Origin of the sequence: Micromonospora andamanensis, from assembly GCF_016863495.1 — a bacterium.
Taxonomy (GTDB): Bacteria; Actinomycetota; Actinomycetes; order Mycobacteriales; family Micromonosporaceae; genus Micromonospora; species Micromonospora andamanensis.
This window is the reverse complement of the sequence record NZ_BOOZ01000002.1, coordinates 285113-307253: the sequence shown is the minus strand read 5'-3', so window position 1 is coordinate 307253 and position 22141 is coordinate 285113. Positions and strand designations below refer to the sequence as shown.

Annotated in this window: 18 protein-coding genes; 3 read left to right on the top strand and 15 right to left on the bottom strand. The window is 71.0% G+C overall.

Translation table 11 applies throughout. From position 1 onward, the window contains the following. Window positions 1–59: 59 nt before the first annotated feature. The 8 genes from Van01_RS02035 to Van01_RS02000 all read right to left on the bottom strand — a co-directional run bounded on the left by Van01_RS02035 (window position 60) and on the right by Van01_RS02000 (window position 10696). Entirely contained in the window at window positions 60–3776 is a 3717-nt protein-coding gene (locus tag Van01_RS02035; RefSeq protein WP_203998566.1) for an ABC transporter ATP-binding protein, read from the bottom strand. Window positions 3777–3886: 110 nt separating this feature from the next. Further along, the gene (locus Van01_RS02030) at window positions 3887–4726 is read right to left on the bottom strand and encodes a GNAT family N-acetyltransferase (protein ID WP_203998551.1); all 840 of its coding nucleotides are present in this window, start codon (window positions 4724–4726) and stop codon (window positions 3887–3889) included. 186 nt (window positions 4727–4912) lie between these two features. Continuing rightward, a complete protein-coding gene (gene ispG, locus Van01_RS02025) occupies window positions 4913–6085 on the bottom strand; it encodes a flavodoxin-dependent (E)-4-hydroxy-3-methylbut-2-enyl-diphosphate synthase (RefSeq protein ID WP_203998548.1) in 1173 nt (390 codons plus the stop codon). A gap of 9 nt (window positions 6086–6094) precedes the next feature. Continuing rightward, entirely contained in the window at window positions 6095–7345 is a 1251-nt protein-coding gene (locus tag Van01_RS02020; RefSeq protein WP_203998545.1) for a M50 family metallopeptidase, read from the bottom strand. Further along, a complete protein-coding gene (gene dxr / locus Van01_RS02015) occupies window positions 7345–8556 on the bottom strand; it encodes a 1-deoxy-D-xylulose-5-phosphate reductoisomerase (protein ID WP_203998542.1) in 1212 nt (403 codons plus the stop codon). The genes Van01_RS02020 and dxr overlap by 1 nt, the downstream gene beginning before the upstream one ends. A 100-nt stretch (window positions 8557–8656) precedes the next feature. Then, window positions 8657–9328 (bottom strand): Uma2 family endonuclease, encoded by a 672-nt coding sequence (locus tag Van01_RS02010; protein WP_203998539.1) that lies wholly within the window; start codon window positions 9326–9328, stop codon window positions 8657–8659. 303 nt (window positions 9329–9631) lie between these two features. Next, window positions 9632–10285: an endonuclease V gene (locus tag Van01_RS02005; RefSeq protein WP_203998536.1), complete on the bottom strand. Its 654-nt coding sequence runs from the start codon at window positions 10283–10285 to the stop codon at window positions 9632–9634. Window positions 10286–10312: 27 nt separating this feature from the next. Then, entirely contained in the window at window positions 10313–10696 is a 384-nt protein-coding gene (locus Van01_RS02000) for a hypothetical protein (RefSeq protein ID WP_203998533.1), read from the bottom strand. A 269-nt stretch (window positions 10697–10965) separates the two neighbouring features. Between Van01_RS02000 and Van01_RS01995 the strand changes: the two genes are divergently transcribed. Next, on the top strand, window positions 10966–11844 hold the full coding sequence (locus tag Van01_RS01995) for a YhjD/YihY/BrkB family envelope integrity protein (protein ID WP_203998530.1): 879 nt from the start codon (window positions 10966–10968) through the stop codon (window positions 11842–11844). 67 nt (window positions 11845–11911) lie between these two features. Further along, a complete protein-coding gene (locus Van01_RS01990; RefSeq protein WP_203998503.1) occupies window positions 11912–13510 on the top strand; it encodes a phytoene desaturase family protein in 1599 nt (532 codons plus the stop codon). Here the strand turns inward: Van01_RS01990 and Van01_RS01985 are convergent. Then, on the bottom strand, window positions 13499–15067 hold the full coding sequence (locus Van01_RS01985) for a Rieske 2Fe-2S domain-containing protein (protein WP_203998500.1): 1569 nt from the start codon (window positions 15065–15067) through the stop codon (window positions 13499–13501). The two genes, Van01_RS01990 and Van01_RS01985, sit on opposite strands and share 12 nt — an antisense overlap. Window positions 15068–15257: 190 nt before the next feature. Here Van01_RS01985 and Van01_RS01980 point away from each other — a divergent pair, with 190 nt between their 5' ends. Continuing rightward, window positions 15258–15479 (top strand): DUF2631 domain-containing protein, encoded by a 222-nt coding sequence (locus Van01_RS01980; RefSeq protein ID WP_099847142.1) that lies wholly within the window; start codon window positions 15258–15260, stop codon window positions 15477–15479. A 159-nt stretch (window positions 15480–15638) separates the two neighbouring features. Here the strand turns inward: Van01_RS01980 and Van01_RS01975 are convergent, their stop codons facing one another. The 6 genes from Van01_RS01975 to tsf form a co-directional block, all read right to left on the bottom strand. Further along, window positions 15639–16757, bottom strand: coding sequence for a DivIVA domain-containing protein (locus tag Van01_RS01975; RefSeq protein WP_203998498.1), 1119 nt, complete (start codon window positions 16755–16757; stop codon window positions 15639–15641). Between the two features lie 31 nt (window positions 16758–16788). After that, window positions 16789–17940 (bottom strand): dual-specificity RNA methyltransferase RlmN, encoded by a 1152-nt coding sequence (gene rlmN / locus Van01_RS01970; protein ID WP_203998494.1) that lies wholly within the window; start codon window positions 17938–17940, stop codon window positions 16789–16791. A gap of 104 nt (window positions 17941–18044) precedes the next feature. Then, a complete protein-coding gene (locus tag Van01_RS01965) occupies window positions 18045–19346 on the bottom strand; it encodes a phosphatidate cytidylyltransferase (protein ID WP_203998491.1) in 1302 nt (433 codons plus the stop codon). 280 nt (window positions 19347–19626) lie between these two features. Continuing rightward, entirely contained in the window at window positions 19627–20184 is a 558-nt protein-coding gene (gene frr, locus Van01_RS01960) for a ribosome recycling factor (protein ID WP_203998934.1), read from the bottom strand. Window positions 20185–20265: 81 nt separating this feature from the next. Next, entirely contained in the window at window positions 20266–21033 is a 768-nt protein-coding gene (gene pyrH, locus Van01_RS01955; RefSeq protein WP_093401681.1) for a UMP kinase, read from the bottom strand. A gap of 154 nt (window positions 21034–21187) precedes the next feature. Continuing rightward, the gene (gene tsf, locus Van01_RS01950; protein WP_099847146.1) at window positions 21188–22015 is read right to left on the bottom strand and encodes a translation elongation factor Ts; all 828 of its coding nucleotides are present in this window, start codon (window positions 22013–22015) and stop codon (window positions 21188–21190) included. Between the last annotated feature and the right edge of the window lie 126 nt (window positions 22016–22141).

The window sequence follows — 22141 nt, the reverse complement described above, 5'->3', positions numbered from 1 at the left end:
GGGTCCGGCTGCCCGGTGACGGCCGAGGGCAGCCGGATCTGCGGATCTCAGACCCGCTCTCAGCCGGCCAAGTGACCCCAGCGCCGGTCCAGGTCACGCCACGGACCCTGGGCGGCCACCGTACCGGCGATGAGCACCACCACGTGGTCGGCCCGCACCAGCGCGGCCCGCTTCGAGGTGGAGCCGACGACCGTGACGCCCCGGTCCCGCAACGCCTGCCACAGCGCCAGTTCGGTGGTGACGTCGAGCGCTGAGGAAACGTCGTCGGCCACCAGCAGCTCGGTACGCGGAGCCAGCGCCCGGGCCAGCGCCAGCCGTTGCAGCTGTCCACCGGAGAGCCGGGTGCCCTTGTGCCCGATGAGCAGGCCGAGCCCGCTACCGGTGGCGGCCAGGTCGTGCTCCAGCTGGGCGGTGCTTACCGCGTGCGCGGCGTCCACCTGATGCCCGAGGGTGATGTTGTCGGCGACCGTGCCGGACAGCACCCGGGGCAGCTGCCCGACGTAGCCGACCTGGTTGGGGCGCAGGAACAGCTCCGGTTCGGTCACCGGCTCGCCGTTCCAGGCCAGCAGCCCGGTGTGCGGGGCGATTCCCGCGAGGGCCCGCAGCAGCGACGACTTGCCCGAGCCGACCGGTCCGACCACGAGGACCAGTTGGCCGCGTTCCACTGTCAGGTCCACGTCGCGTACGGCTGTGGTGCCGTCGGTGTGCCGGACGCCGAAGCCGACAAGTTCCAGCCGCCGCAGCGCGGTACGCGGTGGCACCGTCGGGGCGGGGGCGGTGCCGGCGGCCAGGTCGACTCCCGGCACCCGCGCCGAGTACGCCTCGATCCCGGTCATCTCCGCCGTCCGCCGGGTCCAGACCCGCGCCGACGGCACCTGCGAGATCAACGACGCGGTGGTCCACGCGAACCAGCGTGCCGCGCCCAGCGTGGCGACCGCGACCAGCGCCGCTCCGGTGGAGAGTCCGCCGGCCAGGAACAGCGCCCACACGCCGATCGGGAACAGCCCGCTGGCCACCGCCGGCGTGGAGCGCGCCCAGACCTGCACGGCGATCTCCCGGCGCTGCCGTTCGCTGCGTACGGTGTCGAGGTTGGCGAGGTGGGCCAGCACCGGCCGGGTGGCGCCGGCCAGCTTCACCGTGCGGGCCGCCGACAGTGTGGAGACCAGCGCGGTGGCGAAGGCAGCCCGGGCGGCGACGGTGTCCCGGGCCGCCCGTTCCAGTCTCGGCCCGAACGCGGTGGCGGCCAGCCCGGAGAGCACCATCGTGCCGAGGAAGAACAGTCCCGGTACCACACTGTCGGTGATCAGGGTCATGGCGACAAGCAGGATCAGACCGACGGTCTGGTCGAGCACGTTGTCGGCGAGCTGGACCACCCGCTCGGTGTCACCGCCCTGGGCGACCACCTCGGCCGGGGTGTGCCGGCTGACCCGGCGCGGGCCGGTCTGGCCGTGCACGAGTCGCGCGCTGATCCGCAGCATCTGCCGGACCCACCAGGCCGGGAACCACAGGTGGGTCCAGTAGTGCGCCGGGATGGCGAGGATCAGCCCGGCCGCGATACCCACGGCGGGCAGCCAGGGGTCGCCGGTGCCGTCGACCACGTCGGCCCAGAGCCAGGCGAGCACCGGCCCGTCCAGGCCGAGGATCGCCAGCACGGCGAAGATGCCCACCGCCGCGGCACCGTACCGGGGGTCGTTGAGGCAGAGCCGGCCGATCTCCCGCAGGGTCCGGGCCCGGGACGCCTGCCGCTGATCATCCGTACCGCCGGGTGGCGCGTCGATCGTCGACCGCCCGAGGTCACGTCCGCCCACCTCGTGTCCACCGGTCTCCCGACCCTCGGCCGGTTCCACCGGCTCGGGTCCGACCACTGGTGCGGGATCACCGACGACGGACCGGGTCGGTGGGTCCGGTGGGGCGGCGTCGGCACGCGAATCGGTACCGTCCGGCGGGCCGGCGGCCCGGATGCCCTCGACGACCGGGCCGGTCGGGTCACCTCTGTCGGCGGCGATCGTCGCCTCCGCCGAGAGGGCCCCGACAAGTACCGGTTCCGGTCGCGGCCAGTCCGCCCCGGCCAGCAGGTCGAGCCCGGCGTCGCCGGTCACACCGCCCGCGTGACTGGCGGCGAGGAGTTCGGCGAAGCGACGCGACTCGGCCAGCGGGGCGGCCTCGACCACCGCGCCGTCGGCCAGCACCACCACCTCGTCGCAGCGGCTCACCGACGACAGCCGGTGGGCGATGACGATGCCGATCCGGTCGCGCAGCAGGCGCTCGGTGGCCTGTTGTACCCGCGTCTCGGTGACCGGGTCGAGTCGGGCGGTGGCCTCGTCGAGGATCACCACGTGCGGATCACGCACCAGGATCCGGGCGAAGGCGACAAGCTGTTCCTGACCGGCGGAGAGCACGTGACCGCCCTCGCCGAGGCGGGTGTCCAGGCCGGCCGGCAGCTCGGCGATCCAGTTGGCCAGCCCCAGCTCATCGAGGGCCCGGGCGGCGGCGTCGAGCAGCGCCGGGTCGAACAGCGCCACATTCTCGGCGAGGGTGCCGGCGAGGATCTCGGTACGCTGCGGCACCACGGCGATCCACTGGCGCAACTGCTCCACGTCGAGGTCGAGCACGTCGCGCCCGCCGAGCCTAACCGTCCCCGCCGGCACGTCGACCGCCCGGGTGAGCACCTTGGCCAGTGTGGACTTACCCGACCCGGTCCGGCCGACCAGGGCGTACGAGCGGCCCCGTACGAAGGTCAGGTCGATGTCGCGCAACGCGGGACCACGCTCGGCGTCCGGCCCGGTGCTCGGGTAGCGGTAGGTCAGGTCGCGGATGACCAGGTCGCCGTCGCTGGGGGCGGCGCCGCCGCTGGGTTCCTGCGCGGCGGCGGCGAGCAGTTGCACCCGCCCCCACGCGCCGAGTGCGTACTGCACCTCCGGCACCATCCGGCTGACGTGTTCGACTGTCATGCCGAGGGAGAGTGCGAGCAGCCAGATCGCGGTCATCCGGGTGGCGTCGACCCGGCCGGTGGTGAGCGCCCAGACCCCGCCGAGCACGACGAGTGCCACCCCGGCCCGGGTCACCCCGGCCGCGACCGTGTTCACCTGCGCCGACATCTGCCACACCCGGTGGCCCCGGCGCAGCACCTCGGCGGCCCGGCGGGCGTACAGCCGCAGCACGTACGGCCGGGCCAGACTGGTGCGTACGTCGTCCTGGCCGTGGATCGACTCCTCCATCACCGCCGCGAGGTCCGACCAGGCCGCCTCCTCGTACATCCGGGCCGGGGCGATCCGGGCGGCGGGACGGCGCAACGTGAACGCGAGCAGAACGCAGAGCAGCAGCATGCCGAGCCCGGCCGGCCACCAGACGGTGAGCGCGACGAGCGTGGACAGCAGGCCGACGGCCAGCGCCTGGGCCAGCCGTACCCCGGGGCCGCGCACCCCCGACGCAACGTCATACACATCGCCGTCGATCCGGTCGAGCATCTCCCCCACCGGTGTCGTCTCCAGGGCGGGCACCGGCTGCCCCATCGCCACCCGGCACAGTCGGCGACGCAGGTCAGCGGACCAGTCCGCGGTCAACCCGGCCATCACCAGGCTGACCACCAGGTCGCTGAACACCGCCGCGACAAGTGCCACCGACAGCAGCACGAAGAATCCGACGGAGCGATGCAGCAGCACCGGCCCGGCGAGCGCGGCGGTGGCCGCCTGGCCGATGCCGCCGAGCATTATCAGGACGGCCACCAGGGTCATCCGGCGCGAAGAGGTGACCCACAGATCACGGAGCAGGCGCATGGGTCGGTTCCTCCGGTCTGGTGGCGGAGTTTCCAGCCTGCTTCGCCAGGCGGCCTGGCTCAACGCATTTTCACGGACAGCAGACAGCCGGCGAAGAACCGCCGGGCAGGTCAGAACAGCACTGTCGCCAGGGTGCCGACCGGGCGGAAACCGCAGCGCTCGTAGACGCGCCGGGCGGGCAGGTTGAAGTCGTTGACGTACAGGCTGACCGTCGGGGCGATCCGGGCCAGCGCGTCACTGACCACCGCGGCCATCGCGGCGGTGGCGATCCCCCGCCCTCGCCACTCGGGTGCCACCCACACCCCCTGGACCTGCGCGGTGCGCCGGGTGACGACCGCCAGCTCGGCCTTGAAGACCACCTGGCCGTCGACGAAGCGGGCGTACGCCCGACCGGAGCGGATCATGTCGGTGACCCGGCGCCGGTACCCGCGCCCGCCGTCGTCGACGAGCGGCGAGACGCCGACCTCCTCGGTGTACATCGCCACGGCCGCCGGGAAGAGCTTGTCGATCTCGCCGCTACGCACCCGGCGTACCTGCGGGTCGACCGGGACCAGGGGCAGCGCGTCGGTGACCAGCAACGGCTGGTTGGGGCGTACGTCGCGGGCCGGGCCCCAGGTGTCGGAGAGGCGGTCCCACAGTTGCAGCACGGCGTCGGCGCGCCCGACGATCGAGGAACAGAGCCGTTCCTCGCCGGCGAGCAGGTCGGCGAAGGCGGCGATGGCCTGCGGGCCGGCCAGCACCGGGGTGAGGTTTCCACCGAGCCAACAGACCGATTCGAGGTGACGGCGGGAGCCGTACCCCAGGACCCGGCCCTCGGCCCGCCACCACGCCAGCCCGCGCGCGGCGACCCGCTCCGCGACCTGAGCGCTCGCGAACGGGTCCAGGTCGAGCAACCGCTCGACCGCGCGCCGTTCCGATTCCCCGAGTTGCCGCACCGGCGCCGTCAGCACGGTTACCAGCCTGCCAGATCCGTTCACCGCGTGTTGGCTGACGGTAACCACCGCTCAACCCCCAGGACACCCCAACCGGACAGACCCGGACGGACCACCCGCACACCCCTGTCGATCAAGTAGTTCCGGTCGGGAACAATGCTCGAGTACCGACGAGAACTTCCTGATCAACAGGGGGTTGATGCGTCAGTGCACGGTGACGGTGGCACCGGGAACCAGGTCGCGTAGTTCCTCGGGCAGTTCGGCGCCCATCTCGTCGGCGAGACGCAGCGCCTCCTCGATCAGGGTCTCCACGATCTGCCCCTCGGGCACGGTCTTGATGACCTGGCCCTTGACGAAGATCTGGCCCTTGCCGTTGCCGGAGGCCACGCCGAGGTCGGCCTCACGGGCCTCACCGGGACCGTTCACCACACAGCCCATCACGGCGACCCGCAGCGGCACCGGCAGCCCTTCCAGGCCGGCGGTGACCTCCTCGGCCAGCTTGTAGACGTCCACCTGGGCCCGCCCGCAGGACGGGCAGGAGACGATCTCCAGGCCACGCTCGCGCAGCCCGAGCGACTCCAGGATCTGGTTGCCGACCTTGATCTCCTCGACCGGCGGCGCGGACAGCGACACCCGGATGGTGTCCCCGATCCCCTCGGCCAGTAGCGCCCCGAAGGCGACAGCCGACTTGATGGTGCCCTGGAACGCCGGGCCCGCCTCGGTCACCCCCAGGTGCAGCGGGTAGTCACACTGCTCGGCGAGCAGCCGGTACGCCCGGATCATCACCACCGGGTCGTTGTGCTTCACCGAGATCTTGATGTCCCGGAAGCCGTGCTCCTCGAACAGCGAGCACTCCCACAACGCCGACTCGACGAGCGCCTCCGCCGTGGCCCTGCCGTACTTGGCCAGCAGCCGCTTGTCCAGCGAGCCGGCGTTGACGCCGATCCGGATCGGCGTACCGGCGGCGGAGGCCGCCGCCGCGATCTCCTTCACCTTGTCGTCGAACTGGCGGATGTTGCCCGGGTTGACCCGGACCGCCGCGCACCCGGCGTCGATCGCGGCGAAGACGTACTTCGGCTGGAAGTGGATGTCGGCGATCACCGGGATCTGCGACTTCTTCGCGATAGCCGGCAGCGCCTCCACATCGTCCTGGCTGGGCACCGCGACCCGGACGATCTGGCACCCGGACGCCGTCAACTCCGCGATCTGCTGGAGCGTGGCGTTGATGTCAGCGGTCAACGTGGTGGTCATCGACTGGACGGACACCGGCGCGCCACCGCCGACCGGCACGGACCCGACCATGATCTGGCGGCTGGCCCGGCGGGGCGCTAGCGGCGGCGGCGGTACGGGCGGCATACCGAGACTGACAGCTGTCACTTCAGGCACTCACTTTGGGAAGAGGGTGATCGGGTTGACCACGTCCGCGGTGATGGTGAGCAGTGTGAACACCCCACCGATCAGGATCACCACGTACGTGAAGGGCATCAGCTTGAAGTAGTCCACCCGGCCCGGGTCGGGCTTGCGCAGCCGCGCGTACACCCAGGAACGGGCCCGTTCGAACCAGGCGATGGCGATGTGGCCGCCGTCCAACGGCAGCAGCGGCAGCAGGTTGAACACCCCGATGAAGAAGTTCAGCGAGATGAACAGCATGACGAAGATTTCCCAGGCGTTGTTGGCCACCGCCTCACCACCGAGGACGCTGGCGCCGACCACGCTGATCGGGGTGTCGATGTCCCGCTCGCCGCCGGTGATGGCGCGCCACAGCGCGGGGATCTTCTCCGGCAGCCGCTGCAACGCCTGCGCGGTGGCCACCGCCATGTCGCCGATGAAGGTGCTTGTCGCGCCGACCGCCTCCACCGGGCCGTAGGTGACCAGGCCGGGGGTGCTGATGATCAGCCCGATGCCGAGCGCGGGAACGTCGGTGACCGGCCCGTCCGGGTTGTCGATCGGGGGACGCTTTGTGGTGCCCAGCACGGCCTCGACGTTGCCGGCCTGGCCGTCGCGCTCGTAGCCGATGGCGGCGGTGGCGCCCGGGCTGGCGGTCCGCAGGGCGGTGAGCAGGTCGCCGTAGTTGTTGACCGGCGTGCCGTTGAACGAGGTGATCCGGTCGCCGTCGCGGAGCCCGGCGGCGGCGGCCGGGCTGGCCGCGTCGCTCGCGGTGCACTCGCGGAAGGTGGTGTCCGGCAGGACGCAGTCCTGGAGGGCGATCACCGCGGGCTCGGCGCGGACCTGCGCCTCGGTGGTCACGCGGTCCGGGTTGGGCAGGCCGAAGGTCATCGCGGCCAGCCAGGCGGCGAAGATCGCCAACCCGAAGTGGGTCACCGACCCGGCGGACATCACGATGGTGCGCTTCCACACCGGGTAGCGCCACATGGCGCGCTTCTCGTCACCGGGCTCGACGTCGTCGTCCTGCGGCGTCATGCCGACGATCTTGCAGAAGCCACCGAGCGGGATGCCCTTGAGGCCGTACTCGGTCTCGCCCCGCTTGAACGAGAAGATGGTGGGGCCGAAGCCGACGAAGTAGCGGGTGACCTTCATGCCGAAGGCCTTGGCGGTGAGCATGTGCCCGGCCTCGTGCAGGCTCACCGAGACGAGGATGCCGAGGGCGAAGAGAACCACCCCGAACGCGAACGACATCAAGCTCCTTCCACCGCAGCAGCGATGATCTCCTGCGCGTGTGCGCGCGCCCACGACTCGGCTTCGAGTACGTCCTCGACGGTACCCGGTTCACCGAAATCGGGAGCGTCCTCCAACACGCGCCGCAACGTGTCGACGATGCCGAGGAACGGCAGCTGCCCGGCGACGAACGCCGCCACGCACTCCTCGTTCGCCGCGTTGTAGATCGCCGGCCGGCACCGACCGGCCTCCCCGGCCGCCTTGGCCAGCGCCACCGCCGGGAACGCCTCGTCGTTGAGCGGTGCGAACTCCCAGGTGTGCGCCGTGGTCCAGTCGACGGCGGCGGCGGCCTCGGGCACCCGGTCCGGCCAGCCCAACCCGAGGGCGATCGGCAACCGCATGTCCGGCGGGCTGGCCTGCGCCAACGTCGACCCGTCGACGAACTCGACCATCGAGTGGATCACCGACTGGGGGTGCACCATCACTGTGATGTCGGCGTACGGCACGTCGAACAGCTCGTGCGCCTCGATCACTTCCAGCGCCTTGTTGACCATGGTCGCCGAGTTGATCGTGACGACCGGTCCCATGTTCCAGGTCGGGTGGGCGAGCGCCTGCTCCGGCGTGACAGCCGTCAACTCGTCGCGCCGCCGCCCCCGGAACGGGCCGCCACTGGCGGTCACCACCAGCCGACGCACCTCACCCCGGGTGCCGCCGCGCAGGCACTGGGCCAACGCCGAGTGCTCCGAGTCCACCGGGACGATCTGCTCCGGCCGCGTCACCGCGCCCTTGACCAGCGAGCCGCCGGCCACCAGCGACTCCTTGTTGGCAAGCGCGAGCGTACGCCCGGCGCGCAGCGCCGCCAGGGTCGGCGCCAGCCCGAGCGACCCCACCACCCCGTTGAGTACGACGTCACACGGCCACTGCGCCAGCTCGGTCATCGCCTCCGGCCCGGCCACGATCTTGGGCAGCTTGAACTCCCCGCTCGCCCAGCCCCGCCGGCTCGCCTCGGCGTAGAACGCCAGCTGGAGATCCTGCGCGGCGGACGCCTTGGCCACCCCGACCACGTCGACACCGAGTTCGAGCGCCTGGGCGGCGAGCAGCCCGATGTTGCCGCCACCGGCACCGAGCGCCACCACCCGGAACCGCTCCGGGTTACGCCGCACGATGTCGATGGCCTGGGTACCGATCGACCCGGTACAGCCCAGCAGCACAAGATCACGGGGGGACGTCACGCCGCCCATTGTTACGCACTACCGCTGAGTGCAAGGCAGGGCACCTTGTTTAATACCTCTGGTAGAGCAGGGGCCCTGTGCTGGCAGGAAGCAGCTACCGTCAGCTCTCCCCGAGCGGAGCATCTTCGTCCTCCATCGGAGCTTCCTCGCCGAGCAGGTCACCCGGATCGACCGAGAACTCGAACGGCTCCCGCATCACGAAGGTGCTTCCGGCCGCAGCGGCGGCCACTGGTCGGTACTCGCCGTCGGTCAGCTCGAACAGTGCGATGGTGGGGACTCGGTTACGCAGGTCGACCCGGAGGAAGAACGGTACGCCGGCCGTACCGTACTCGCGCGGACGATCGATGATGTCCTTACGCCGGTTGCCGGGCGACACGACCTCGCCAAGCAGAACGGCATGCCTGATGTCCATCGTCGTGCGCCCCCCGCCGGGAACGCGCAGCACGACGAGGTCGGGGATGAACAGATCCTGTCCGGAGACGACGTTCGCCTCCGCGTAGAGCCACAGCTTGGCCTTCCGGGCAGCCTGCTTCAACAGATACGCGAGGTCAAGCTCGGCATCCTGGTGGTCATATCCGGCGTGGGGTGTCACGATCACGCTTCCGCTCAGGACCTCAACCTTGGGGCCGTTGGTCTCCGGCAACAGGTCGAGGGCGAGCTGGGCGGTCCACGGCTCGTCGTGCCACCGCAGCACGTCGAACGACGGCCCGGTGGGCCGGTCGTCGGCACCAGCGTCCGGCGCGGGCTCGGGCGCGTACGCAGCCTGGGCCATCGGGCTCACCCCCTCAGCGGAACATCTTGCTCAACTCAGCCTAGCCAGCACAGCCCGTACCGCACGCCATCGCACAAGGTGTCCGACGCAGCCGGGGCGAACGACGTCGACCAAGGCCCACCGTCTCGGTGACCGGTCGGCTGTGACAACCTGGCTTAGCTGCTGGATACAACGGCCCGGAATCTCGCCGCCGGGCGGCGGGCCCACGATCCACGCACCGGGCGAGCGACAGGGCGTCGCTCAACAGCTCGGTCTTCCGGTCGCCCGATAGCGCAGCGGGCTGTGCCGAGCCGGTCGGATCGGTCAGCGGAGCGCTTCGCGGGAGAGGAAGTCGGCCCGACGGATCACCTCCGGCAGGCGGTAACGCGCGCTCAGGTCGAGAGTCAGCGTGGTCGCCCGGTCGAGGCTGGTGCGGTGACCGACCGACACGAACACCGGCTTGACGCCGGTCTGGGTACGCAGCACCCGGCCCAGCACCTCGTCATCGTCGCGTAGGGCCGACCAGTCGCCCCGCCGTACGCCCGGCTCGTCGAAGGAACCGACGAAGGGCGTCTTGGCCACTCCGAAGGTCGGCAGGCCGGTCACCACGCCGAGGTGGCAGGCCAAGCCGAACCGTCGGGGATGCGCGACGCCGTACCCGTCACAGACCACCACGTCAGGTCGATGACCGAGCCGGTCCAGCGCCGCCAGCACGAGCGGCACCTCCCGGAAGGCCAGCAGTCCGGGCAGGTACGGGAAGCTCACCTCGCCGGGCACCACTACCGACTCCACCTCCACGCCGGTCGTCAGGTCGACGACGACGGCGGCGGCGGTGATCCGAGGCGACACCTTGTCGTACGACACGTCCACGCCGGCCACCAGCGTGGGCGCGGCGGGCAGGCAGTCGTCCAGGACGAGGCTCTGCCGCAGCGCCTGCTGGATCCGCTCCGCCTCCGCCACGGATTCCGCGCCCGGCACCGACTCGCCGTCGAAGGCCGGACGACGTCACGCCGTCCCCGCCCGCTCGCCACCGGCCGATTCTCCATCGGTGAGGCACGCCCGCAGCCGCCGTATCTCGGTCACCAGACGCGGTACGGCGTCCCGTGCCATCGCGATGAACGCGGCGTTCTCGTCCCAGCGTTCGTCGCCCACGTCGACATAGCGGGGCTGCTGTACCAGGGTCGCGGCGACGATCTCCCGGGCAGCGAAGTCGGGCCATCTCGCGCCGCGACCGTCGTCCGCCACCACACTCACCGCCACCAGGCTCATCGCATGCTCGTCATCCAGCACCCGCACGAACCACGGCCCGGGCGTCGCCGCCGCGGACAGTTCGTCGATCACCGCCAGCTCATCGTCGGACAGCGGCCGGCCGGCAGGGGCGATCGTCATGAGGCGTGAGCTTACGACCGATGGCCGGCGGGATGGCGGTAGCGGCCACGATCCGTTGACGCGCTCAGCTCGACAGCGCCGACCAACAACAGCTACGGGTTCTCGTGTCGACCCGGCCGGCGGAGCGGCGCGGCACCGACCGGGGCCGTCCCGGTGCACCGCACGCCGGAAGGGACGCCGACGCGGTCCGGACGCACGTCTCGGCTCGACCCGTGCGGCGCTGATAACAGAAACGGTTGCCGGGGCAACGGACGGGGAAATGGAGCGCGATGGGCGGAGCGTGGGATCGGACGCAGCGGATCACCCGGGCGGCGTTCCGCCCGGTGCGTGGTCGGGATCTGTCGCTGCACGCCGCCTCGATCACGTTCTACGGGGCGATCGCCGTGGTGCCGGTGGCTCTGCTGGCGATCTGGCTCACCTCACTGCTGGTGGGAGCGTCCCAGGTACGGCGACTCACCGGGTACGCCGTGGAGGCCCTGCCGGACGCGATAGGTGCGCCGCACGCGGTGGCCGCGCTCGTCGAGGCCGGGGTGGGCCTGACGCCGTGGCTGGCGCTGGCCGCGCTGCTGCCGGCCTCGCTGTACGGCGAAGGGCTGCGCCGGGCGTTCGTCTCGGTCGCCGCGCCCCGCTCCGACGAGCATCTGGTCGGCTGGCGGGGCCGGTTGCTGCTGCTGCCGCTGCTGGCCCCGGCTCCGGCGTTGTTGCTGTCGATCCTGCTGGCCCTGCCGACCACCACCGGGCTGGTCCGGCGCGGCGGCTGGGCAGGCGCGCTCGGTGTGGTGCTGTCGTTCCTGGCGGTGTGGCTGGTGCTCACGCCGGTGCTGATGTGGGTGTTCCGAGTGGTCGGACCGGCCTCGCCGGACTGGCTCTCCACGCTGGCGCTGGGGTCCTTCACCGCCGCGAACCTGTCCGGCTTCCTGCACGGTTTCGTACTCTTCGCCTCGTTGCCACTCGACCTGGGCGTGCCCTTCGGCGGCCTGGTCGAGGTAGGTGCCGCCGTGGCGATCCTGCTCTGGCTCTACCTCTTCCACGTGATCGTGCTGGCTGGCTACTCCGCCACCCTCGCCCTCTCCTCCTGGCGCACCCGCCGCGCCAACCCTGTCGATCATGAGGTTAGCGGCACCAAAGTAGATCAAGACCGCCGCTAACCTCATGATCGACGAGGTCAGGGGCAGGAGCGGGCGGTAAGGGGCGGGTAGGGGTTAGGGTGCGGGGATGAGGGGTGCTGGGGTGCCGGGGCGGGCTGACGTGGTGATCGTCGGGTCGGGGCACAACGGGTTGGTGTCGGCGATTCTGCTGGCCCGGACCGGGTTGGACGTGCTGGTGCTGGAGGCCGCCGACGTGATCGGCGGGGCGACGCGGACCGAGAACCCGTTCCCGAAGGTGCTCGAACTGCGCCACTCCACCGGGTCCTACCTGCTCGGGCTGATGCCGCCGGAGCTGCTGGCCGCGCTCGACGTCCGGATCCCGGTGCTGCGCCGCGACCCGCACTATTTTCTACCCACCCCCGGCGGGGTCGGCTCGCCGTACCTACTCTTCGGCACCGACACGGTGGCCACCCGGGCGCAGCTCGCCGAATTCTTCTCCCCCGCCGACGCCGCCGCCGACGCGGCGTTGCAGGCCGAGTTGGCCGCGTTGCGCGAGGATCTCGCCCCGGCCTGGCTGGCCGAGCCGCTGAGCGTCGAGGAGACCGCCGACCGGTACGTCCGTCCCGAGCTTCGCCAGACCTTCGTCAATCTGGTACGCGGCTCCGTCGCCGACTACCTGGCCCGGTTCGACTTCCGCTCCGAGCTGCTGGTCAGCATGTACGCGGTCACCGACGGCCTGTCCGGGCTCAACGCCGGCCCCGACGACCCCGGCACCGGGCACAACTTCCTGGTCCACAACATGTGCCGGCTGCCCGGATCCGGCGGCACCTGGATGATCGCCGAGGGCGGCATGGGTACCGTGTCGCGGATCTTCGCCGACGCGGCCCGAGCCTCCGGCGCCCGGATCGTCACCGGAGCGGCGGTCACCGCGATCACCCTCGACGGTGGCGCCGCCAGCGGCGTGGTGCTCGCCGACGGACGCCAGATCGGCGCAGAGGTGGTGCTCGGGGCCTGCGACCCGTACCGCCTGATGGAGCTGCTGCCCGACGGCGCGCTGCCGACCACGCTCAGCGGACGGATGGCCGCCGTCCGGCGCACCGGCAGCACCCTCAAGCTGAACCTGGCGCTGCGTGGCCTGCCCCGCTTCTCCTGCCTGCCCGAGGGTGCGCCGAGCCCGTTCGGCTCGACAATCCACCTGTTGCCCGGCTCGGCGTCACTGAGCGGCGGCGCTGGCGAGTCACCGATGGCCGCGCTGCGCGCCATGTGGGCCGACGTGCAGGCCGGTCTGCTGCCCGACGAGCCGACAATCGAGTGGTACCTGCACACCACAGTGGACCCGTCGCTCGCCGACCCGGCCGGGCACCACTCGTCGGCGCTCTTCGTCCAGTCGGTGCCGTACGAGCTGGCCGGCACCACCTGGGACGCGGCACTGCCCGGTTACGTCGACAAGCTTGTCGGCATCTGCGAGCGCTACGCCCCCGGCACCGGCGACCTGATCGCCGACGCGGTGCCCCTGCCGCCGCCCGGCATCGAGGCGCACTTCGGCATCACCGGCGGCCACATCCACCACGTCGACAACACCGTCTCGTTCGCCGACCGGATGCCCTACGCCACAGGCGTCGACGGGGTGTACGCCGGTAGCGCCGGCTGTCACCCGGCCGGCAGCGTCATCGGTGCCGCCGGCCACAACGCCGCCCAGCGCATCCTCGCCGACCTAGGTCGTTGAGGCGGGAGCCTCTTCGCCGACCCGGTGGGCGCGGACCTTGTGGCCGACGCTTGTCAGGCACCGCCCGCTGGGCAGGTCGAACCGCCAGCCGTGCAGCTGGCAGGTGAGCTGGTCGCCGTCGACGATGCCGAACCGGCTCAGGTCCGCCTTCAGGTGCGGGCAGCGCCGCTGCACCACCCAGTCGCCGAGGGTGATGTCCTCGGCGTCCACAGCCCGCTCGTGCTCGTCGTACCAGCCCTCGGCGTACTGGAGACGCTCGGTGGACAGACACTTGAAGAAGGCGTAGACGAACTCGTTGTACTGCCCGATCCGGGCGGCGGAGAACCGGCAGGACAGGAAGAGCGAGTTGACCCAGTCCACCTCGCCGATGTGCAGCAGGTGCTCCACGAGGGCCCGCTCGGTACGGAACCGGTAGCGCACCTTCTCGTCGGCGTACGGCCGCACCTGCTTGCCGGGGAAGTCCACAACTATCGACTCGACGCTCTCACCGTCATAGCCGACCAGGTCGAAGCGGACCGGGCCGCCGACCCCCTTGGCCAGGTAGATCGACTCGTCGAGCAGCGGCTCGATGCGCCGCTTCAGCTCCTTGAGCACGTCCACCTCGGGGTGCCGCCAGGACGCCTTCTCCGCCTCGATGATGGGCCGCTTACGCTCGCGCATCTCCTCCAGGTGGGCGACCTTGTTGGCGAAGAACTCCTCCACCGGCTGCGGATGGGTGGTCGTCGCGCCGGAGGTGGTGACCTCGGTGACGCTGCCGGGCAGCAGCACGATGCCGTTGGTGCCGCCGACCTTCGCGTACTCGGCCAGGAACACCGACTGGTCGGGGAAGATGTTCCCCTCGTCGCCGAAGATGTCGTTGAACTGCCACAGCTCGTCGTCCAGGAAGCACGGCGGGCCGGCGATCGGGAAGACGTGGTCGGCCTTGAGGTCGTCGATGTAGCGCCAGGTACGGTCGAACTGCCGGTCCCGCTTCTGCTTGCCGAAGGCGGTCTTCGCCGCGTTCGGCAGTTCGTAGACCATCGGGTACCAGATCGCACCGGAGAACTGGAGCAGGTGCGCGTGCACGTGGCCCAACTCGGCGAAGGTGCTCAGGTCGGTCGGACGGGCGTCGTTCTGGTTGAGCAGCCGGACGCCGTCGTACTCCACCCAGAGCGAGGAGTCACCGATCGGGCCGTCGGTGGGGCTGGTCAGCGCCTGGATCATCACCTTGAGGCCGCCGTCCAGCTCGACGACCTCCTCGTTGCGGGTCTTCAGGAAGTTCGTGAAACCCAGCGCGCGGAACTCGTCCTCCATCTCCGAGGTGGGGAACTCGGGCAGCAGCACTGTGGCCTTCTTCGACACGTACCGCTTGAGGTGAGCCGCGTCGAAATGGTCCCGGTGCAGGTGGGAGATGTACAGGTAGTCGACGTCACCGAGGGCCTCCCAGTCGAGCTGGGAGTTGTCGGGGAACGGGAACCACGAGGCGAAGTAGGCCGGATTGACCCACGGGTCGCACAGGATGCTGCCCGCGGCCGTGTCGATCCGCATGCTCGCGTGCCCCGTACCGGTCACTCGCACCGCAGTTCCCCCTCAAAAAGACAATCAAGGTGTACGCCCCAGAACGCTACCGGAGGCAGTCTGGTCCTCGCCCCGCGACGCCGGTAGTGCCCTTCCACCCACCTGAGCGGGGCCCATCGGCCCTGGCCGGAAACCTTCGCGGGGGACGTGCCAGACTAGCCGGAGATCCGTTCCCGAGGAAGGACCGACAGTGGCAGGAAGCGAGCCGGTAACGTCGCCAGACCAGCACAAGCCCGGGCATCGTAAGGCCGGGCGGATCGGCGCGGTGCTCACCGCGTTCGCGCTGCTGGCCATGCTCTGCGGCAACCACGAGGGCAGGGTCGAGAACCTCTGGCTGATCGGTCTGGCCGCGTTGCTGCTGCTCATCGTGATCGGTGACGCGGTGCTGCGCCGCAACGGCCTGCGCTCCTGACGCACCTGTCGCCGCGCGACGGCCTGCGCACCTGAGGGACCGGGCCCCGCGTCGACCTGTCGACCCGCCGTCGCACCCACCTGGACGACGACGCGCGAGGGCCCGCCCCGGTAGCCGGCGGCGGGCCCTCGCGCGTCGATGTCTGTCAGCGCCGAATCGTCAGCGGCCGAAGAGGATGTCCTGCACGTTCTTCAGTGCGGCGTCGACCTCGGCCTCGAAGTAGCCACCCTGCACCAGGCCGAAGCGCAGCGTGTCCAGGTCCTTCGGGTTCACCGGCATCTGGTTGCGCCCGGCCATCCCGCCGAGCAGCGACTCGAAGAACCGGTCCACCTGGTCAGGGTCGTACCCGCTGCCGAAACGACGGACCTGGAAGCTGCGCCGGATCTGGTCCACCCGGTAGAGGTCGCTGCCGGGTGGGCCGGCCATCGGCGGCCCACCCATCGACGGTCCGGCCATCGCCGGAGGGCCGCCCATCGGGGGCCCGCCAAGCGCCTGCTGCGGCATGCCGGGAGGCCCGGCCGGGCCACGGCGCGGGTCCCGGTCCGGCAGCCGGATCTCGGCGGTCATGTCGGTGCGGCCGTGCCGACCCGCCTCGAACCCGTCGAAGCGCTGCTCGTCCGGCGGACCGTAACCGCCGGGAGCGTCCGGGGGTCCGTAACCACCGGGGCCGTCGGGCGGGCCGTAACCGCCCGGGCCGTCCGGCGGGCCGTAGCCGCCGGGGCCGGCAGGCAGACCACGCGGCGGGGGCCCGCCGTGGCCCATGCCGCCGGGAGGACCCATCGGCGCACCCGGACCCATCGGGGCGGCGGCACCGCGCGGGCCGTCATAACCACCCCGGGGAGCATTGTCGTACCCACCGGCGAAGGCACCTGTCGGCTCGTCGTAGCGGCCGTAGGGCGGCCCGGCCTGTGCCGGCATCGCCCGGGGCGGCATCGGCGGCTGCGGCACCGGGGACATGCCACGGTCCTCGCGCATGCCGGGACCCATCCGCTCCAGCGGCCCCATCCGGCCATCGCCACGGCCGGCCACGCCGCCGCGCTCCTCCAGCTCCGCCAGCTGCCGCTCGACCCGGTCGAGGTGCAGGTCGACCTGCCACTCGTCGTAGCCGTTGAAGCGAACCCGGAAGACGACGTCATGGACCTCCTGCGAGGCCACCGGCGCTCCGACCGGCTGGCCGGCGAGTGTCGCCTCGACCCGGTCCAGGAAGGCGTCCACCTCGTCAACCTTGTATCCCCGGCGGAGCGCCTTACGCCGGAAACGCTGACCCTGACTCGCCACTATGTCTCCTGGTCTCGTTCGCCACGCCCGGTCACGCCGTCATCTCCCCGGCCGGGTCAGTGCCACTGTCCTCCGCGGCGGCCAGCTGCCCACATGCTCCGTCGATCTCGCGACCTCGGGTGTCCCGCACCGTGGTGGACACCCCGGCGTCGCGCAACCGCCGGACGAACTCCCGCTCGACCGGCTTCGGGCTCGCGTCCCAGCGGCTGCCCGGAGTCGGGTTGAGCGGGATCAGGTTCACGTGGGCCAGCTTGCCGGCCAGCAGCCGGCCGAGCAGGTCAGCTCGCCACGGCTGGTCGTTCACGTCCTTGATCATCGCGTACTCGATCGACACACGACGGCCCGTACGGGCCGCGTAGGCCCAGGCTGCGTCCAGCACCTCGGACACCTTCCAGCGCTGGTTGACCGGCACGAGTTCGTCGCGCAGCTCATCATCGGGGGCGTGCAGCGACAACGCAAGAGTCACGGAGAGGTCTTCGCTGGCCAGTCGGTGGATGGCCGGCACCAGCCCGACCGTGGAAACGGTGATGTGCCGCTGTGACAGGCCGAGACCCTCGGGTGCCGGCGCGACCAGGCGGCGGATCGCCGCGATCACCCTGTTGTAGTTCGCCAGGGGCTCGCCCATGCCCATGAAGACCACGTGCGACAGCCTCGGCGGTGACCCCGCTACCTTGCCGGAGGCGGCCACGCCGGCCAGGTAGACCGCCTGGTCGACGATCTCGGCGGTGGAGAGGTTACGGGTCAGGCCGGCCTGGCCCGTCGCGCAGAACGGGCAGGCCATGCCGCAGCCGGCCTGGCTGGAGATGCAGACGGTGACCCGGTCCGGGTAGCCCATCAGCACGCTCTCCACCAGCGACCCGTCGTGCAACCGCCACAGCGCCTTGCGGGTGGCGCCGTCGTCGCAGGCCAGCTCGCGTACCGGGGTGAGCAGCCGGGGCAGCAGCTGGTCGGCGAGGCGCTCGCGGGACGACGCCGGCAGATCGGTCATCAGCGCGGGGTCGCGCACCAGCCGGCCGAAGTAGTGGGTGGAGATCTGCCGGGCCCGGAACGCGGACTCGCCCAACGTCGTGACCAGGTCCTTGCGGCCGGCCAGGTCGAGGTCGGCGAGGTGCTGCGGTGGCATTGCCGCCCGGCGCGCACCTGGCGCGTCCGGGTCGACCGGGATCAGGGGAAGACTCGTCATGGCACGTCCAGTCTGGCACGCCCGGCCCGGAACGCACCTGTGCGGAGGTGCCGGATCCGCTCCCGCCTCGTCCGCGCCCCGGTTCCGCCGGCGTGGGCCATGCCTCAGTTCACCGCCGGAACGAGCACCACGAGCAACAGGTACGCCGTCGGCACCGCGAACAGGACGGAATCGAGCCGGTCCATCAGGCCGCCGTGGCCGGGTAGCAGGTTGCTCATGTCCTTCACGCCGAGATCGCGCTTGATCATAGATTCGGCGAGGTCGCCGAGGACCGCGGCGCCCGAGACCGCCACCCCGAAGACGGCACCCCACCAGGGCGCGACGTCGAACAGCGCCCAGAGCAGCACGGCACTGCCCAGCGCCGCGGCACCTACCGAGCCGGCGAAGCCCTCCCAGGACTTCTTGGGGCTGATCGTCGGGGCCATCGGGCGCTTGCCGAAGTTGGCGCCGGCCGCGTACCCGCCGGTGTCGGAGAGCACCACCGCCACCAGCGTCACCAGTACCCGCAGCGCCCCGTCACCGGGCGAGGACGCGAGCAGGGCGGCGAAACCACCGAGGAACGGCACGTACACCGAGATCAGGGTCACCGCTGTCATGTCGCGCCGGAGGTTGGCCGTACCGTCGCCGAGCCGCCAGACCAGGGTGCCCGCGACGGTGACCAGGAGACCGAGCAGGAGCGCGTCCAGCCCGGCGAACCAGGCAAGGGTGACGGTGAGTACTCCGCCGGCGACGAGGGGCACCAGCGGCACCTCGGCGCCGCCACGGCGTACCGCGCGGGACATCTCCCAGATGCCGACGCCGAACGCGGCGACGAGCACCAGCAGGAACGCCGGGGTGTACAGGAACAGCGGCAGCAGGACCACCGCACCCAGGCCGACCCCGACCGAGATGGCCGCCGGCAGGTTCCGCCCGGCCCGGCTCGCGCTCTGCTGGGTGGCCGGGCGGCCGGCACCGGCCCGACGCCGGCCACGGTGGCGTCGACCCGGCGCGTCCGTCGCGTCGGCCGGTGCCGCCTCAGGGTCCGCGTCGCCGGGCGGCACTGCGGCGAGCTGGGTGGTGGGTGCGTCGCCGTGCTCCAGGCCGGGTCCGACCCGTACCGGCGTCAGCTGGGTGGTGGGGGCGTCGTCGTGGTCCCGACCGTCACCGACCCGAACCGGCGCGATCTGGGCGGTGGGTGCGTCGCCGTGCTCCAGGTCGCGGGCTCCGTTGCGCCCGTTCGGCGGCTGGTCCCAGCCGGCAGGTGGGTGTCCGTTCCGGCCTTCCTGGGCGGGCCGGTCGCCGACGTACCGGCCGCGGCCCCACGGACCGGGCTCGACGTCCGGGTCCGGCCAGGGCAGCGAGGTGGGGCGGTCCGGGCGATCCCAGTCACGGGCCTCGGCGCCGCCGTAGGGGTCGAGGTGGGACATCACGCACCAGGGGGGAGCGGTACGAGATCCACCACTTGACGCACAACCACTACCATCCCCTACCCGCGCGAGGCGCTCCGTCTGATGTGCCGGCCTGTCGGCTGGCCGATCCCCACCGTTCACCGTCGGGTCACCGGGAATCGTGCCGAGCCTACTGCACCCACCCGCCCGGAGGGACGTACCGGTGCCCGCCCCCGCCACCTTGATCATGAAGTTGTCACCACGCCACGCCGGTGGCGGCGGCGGCAACTTCATGATCAAGCAGGCGATGACCTGGGCATCAGACTTCCAGGAGTTCGGACTCCTTGTGCTTGACCAGCTCGTCGACGTGGGCCACGTAGCGCTGGGTCAGGTCGTCCAGTTCCTTCTCCGCGCGCCGACCCTCGTCCTCGCCGACCTCGCCGTCCTTGACGAGCCGGTCCAGCTCCTCCTTGCCCTTGCGGCGGATGTTGCGGATGGCGACCTTCCCCTCCTCACCCTTGTGCCGGGCCACCTTGATCATGTCGCGGCGGCGCTCCTCGGTCATCTGCGGGAGCAGGATGCGCAGTTGGTTGCCCTCGTTGTTCGGGTTGACCCCGAGGTCCGAGTCGCGGATCGCCTTCTCCATGGCGTTGATCTGCGAGTTGTCGTACGGCTTGATGATGGCCATCCGGGGCTCGGGGACGGCCACCGACGCCATCTGCGTCAGCGGGGTCGGGCTGCCGTAGTAGTCGATGATGATCTTGGAGAACATGGCCGGAGTCGCGCGGCCGGTGCGGATGGCGCCGAACTCCTCCTTGGCGTGCTCGACCGCACGCTCCATCTTCTCCTCGGCCTCGAGGAGGGTGTCGTCGATCACCTGTCTCCTCGCCTCCTTCTTGTGCTCGTCGTGGGCTTGTCGGGTCACCGGGACCGCCGGGATCACCGTCGGCGGTCGCGCTCAGGTGGTGATCAGCGTGCCGATCTTGTCGCCACCCACGGCCCGGACGATTGTGTCGTCGCCCTGCGCGCCGAAGACCAGCATCGGCAGGCCGTTCTCCATGCAGAGGCTGAAGGCGGCCGCGTCGGCGACCCGGAGGTTGCGGCGCAGCACCTCGGAGAAGGTGATCGAGTCGAACTTGCTGGCGGTCGGATCGATCCGGGGGTCGGCCGTGTAGACGCCGTCCACCCCGTTCTTGCTCATCAGCACGACGTCCGCGTGGATCTCCAGCGCGCGCTGGGCGGCCACCGTGTCGGTGGAGAAGTACGGCATGCCCGCGCCGGCGCCGAAGATGACCACCCGACCCTTCTCCAGGTGCCGGATCGCCCGCAACGGGATGTACGGCTCAGCCACCTGGGCCATCGTGATGGCGCTCTGTACGCGGGTCTCGATGCCCTCCTTCTCCAGGAAGTCCTGGAGGGCCAGGCAGTTCATCACCGTGCCGAGCATGCCCATGTAGTCCGCCCGGGCGCGGTCCATGCCCCGCTTCTGCAACTCCGCGCCGCGGAAGAAGTTGCCGCCGCCGACCACCACTGAGACCTGCACACCACGGCGTACCACTGTGGCGATCTGCCGGGCGATGGCCTGCACCACGTCCGGGTCGACGCCGATCGCGCCGCCGCCGAACACCTCGCCGGACAGCTTCAACACCACCCGCCGGGCCCGGCCGGGCGGTGGTGCCGTCGGATCGTCCGCCGCCAACGTCCGGTCACTCACAACCTGCGTCATCCGCCCGTCCTTCCCCCACTGGCGCGCTCAGGTGCGCGTACCTGCCGCTGCCGACCTTATGGGACGAGGAGGCCGCGGTGTGTGTCGCGTACACCGGCGGCCTCCTCGTCTAGTCGTTGCTCCCAGCCCACGGGCGCGGTGCGCCCGAGCCGGCTCAGGCCTGGCCGACCTCGAACCGCACGAAGCCGGTGACCTCGATGCCGGCCTCGGCCAGCACCTGCTTCACCGTCTTCTTGTTGTCGGTGACCGAGGACTGCTCCAGCAGGACGAAGTCCTTGAAGAAGGAGTTGACCCGGCCCTCGACGATCTTCGGCAGCGCGGCCTCGGGCTTGTTCTCCTCGCGGGCGGTCTGCTCGGCGATGCGCCGCTCGGACTCGACGACCTCGGCCGGCACCTCATCGCGGGTGAGGTACTGCGGCCGCATCGCGGCGATCTGCATCGCCGCGCCGCGCGCGTCGGCGTCGCCCGCCTCGTCGGTCTTGCCGGCGTACTGCACGAGCACGCCGACCGCCGGGGGCAGGTCCTGCGCCTTGCGGTGCAGGTAGACAGCGACGGTGCCGTCGAGCTTGGCGAACCGGTTGAGCACCAGCTTCTCGCCGATCTTGGCGGACTGCTCCTGGACCAGGTCGGCGACGGGACGACCGTCGATCTCGCTGGCCAGCAGTTCCTCGGCGCTGCTCGCGCCGGAGCGCTCGCCGTGCTCGACCAGCTGCTGCGCCAGCGCGATGAAGGCATCGTTCTTGGCGACGAAGTCGGTCTCGCAGTTGAGTTCGAGCAGCGCCTTGCCGGAGTGCGCGATCAGACCGTTCGCGGCGGTCCGGCCGGCCCGCTTGCCGACGTCCTTGGCGCCCTTGACGCGCAGGATCTCGACGGCCTTGTCGAAGTCGCCCTCGGCCTCGGTCAGCGCCTTCTTGCTGTCCATCATGCCGGCGCCGGTCAGGTCGCGGAGCTTCTTGACGTCCGCGGCGGTGATCTGGGACATGGCTCTCTCTTCGGTGTTGAGACTGCGTGGAATGGTCTGCGGTGACGATTACCCGGTTCCGAGAGGTTCGTGCCCGGTCTACCCGCCGCCGGTCACCGTCAGCGGAACGGACGGTGACCGGACGGC

What these genes read in the sequence shown, in the direction of transcription:
- Van01_RS01990 (WP_203998503.1), top strand. Translation starts at nt 11,912, where the DNA reads ATGAGGGGTGCTGGGGTGCCGGGGCGGGCTGACGTGGTGATCGTCGGG.
- Van01_RS02035 (WP_203998566.1), bottom strand. Translation starts at nt 3,776, where the DNA reads ATGCGCCTGCTCCGTGATCTGTGGGTCACCTCTTCGCGCCGGATGACC.
- pyrH (WP_093401681.1), bottom strand. Translation starts at nt 21,033, where the DNA reads ATGACGCAGGTTGTGAGTGACCGGACGTTGGCGGCGGACGATCCGACG.
- rlmN (WP_203998494.1), bottom strand. Translation starts at nt 17,940, where the DNA reads ATGACGAGTCTTCCCCTGATCCCGGTCGACCCGGACGCGCCAGGTGCG.
- Van01_RS02000 (WP_203998533.1), bottom strand. Translation starts at nt 10,696, where the DNA reads ATGACGATCGCCCCTGCCGGCCGGCCGCTGTCCGACGATGAGCTGGCG.
- Van01_RS02020 (WP_203998545.1), bottom strand. Translation starts at nt 7,345, where the DNA reads ATGTCGTTCGCGTTCGGGGTGGTTCTCTTCGCCCTCGGCATCCTCGTC.
- Van01_RS01965 (WP_203998491.1), bottom strand. Translation starts at nt 19,346, where the DNA reads ATGTCCCACCTCGACCCCTACGGCGGCGCCGAGGCCCGTGACTGGGAT.
- Van01_RS01995 (WP_203998530.1), top strand. Translation starts at nt 10,966, where the DNA reads ATGGGCGGAGCGTGGGATCGGACGCAGCGGATCACCCGGGCGGCGTTC.
- Van01_RS02010 (WP_203998539.1), bottom strand. Translation starts at nt 9,328, where the DNA reads ATGGCCCAGGCTGCGTACGCGCCCGAGCCCGCGCCGGACGCTGGTGCC.
- tsf (WP_099847146.1), bottom strand. Translation starts at nt 22,015, where the DNA reads ATGTCCCAGATCACCGCCGCGGACGTCAAGAAGCTCCGCGACCTGACC.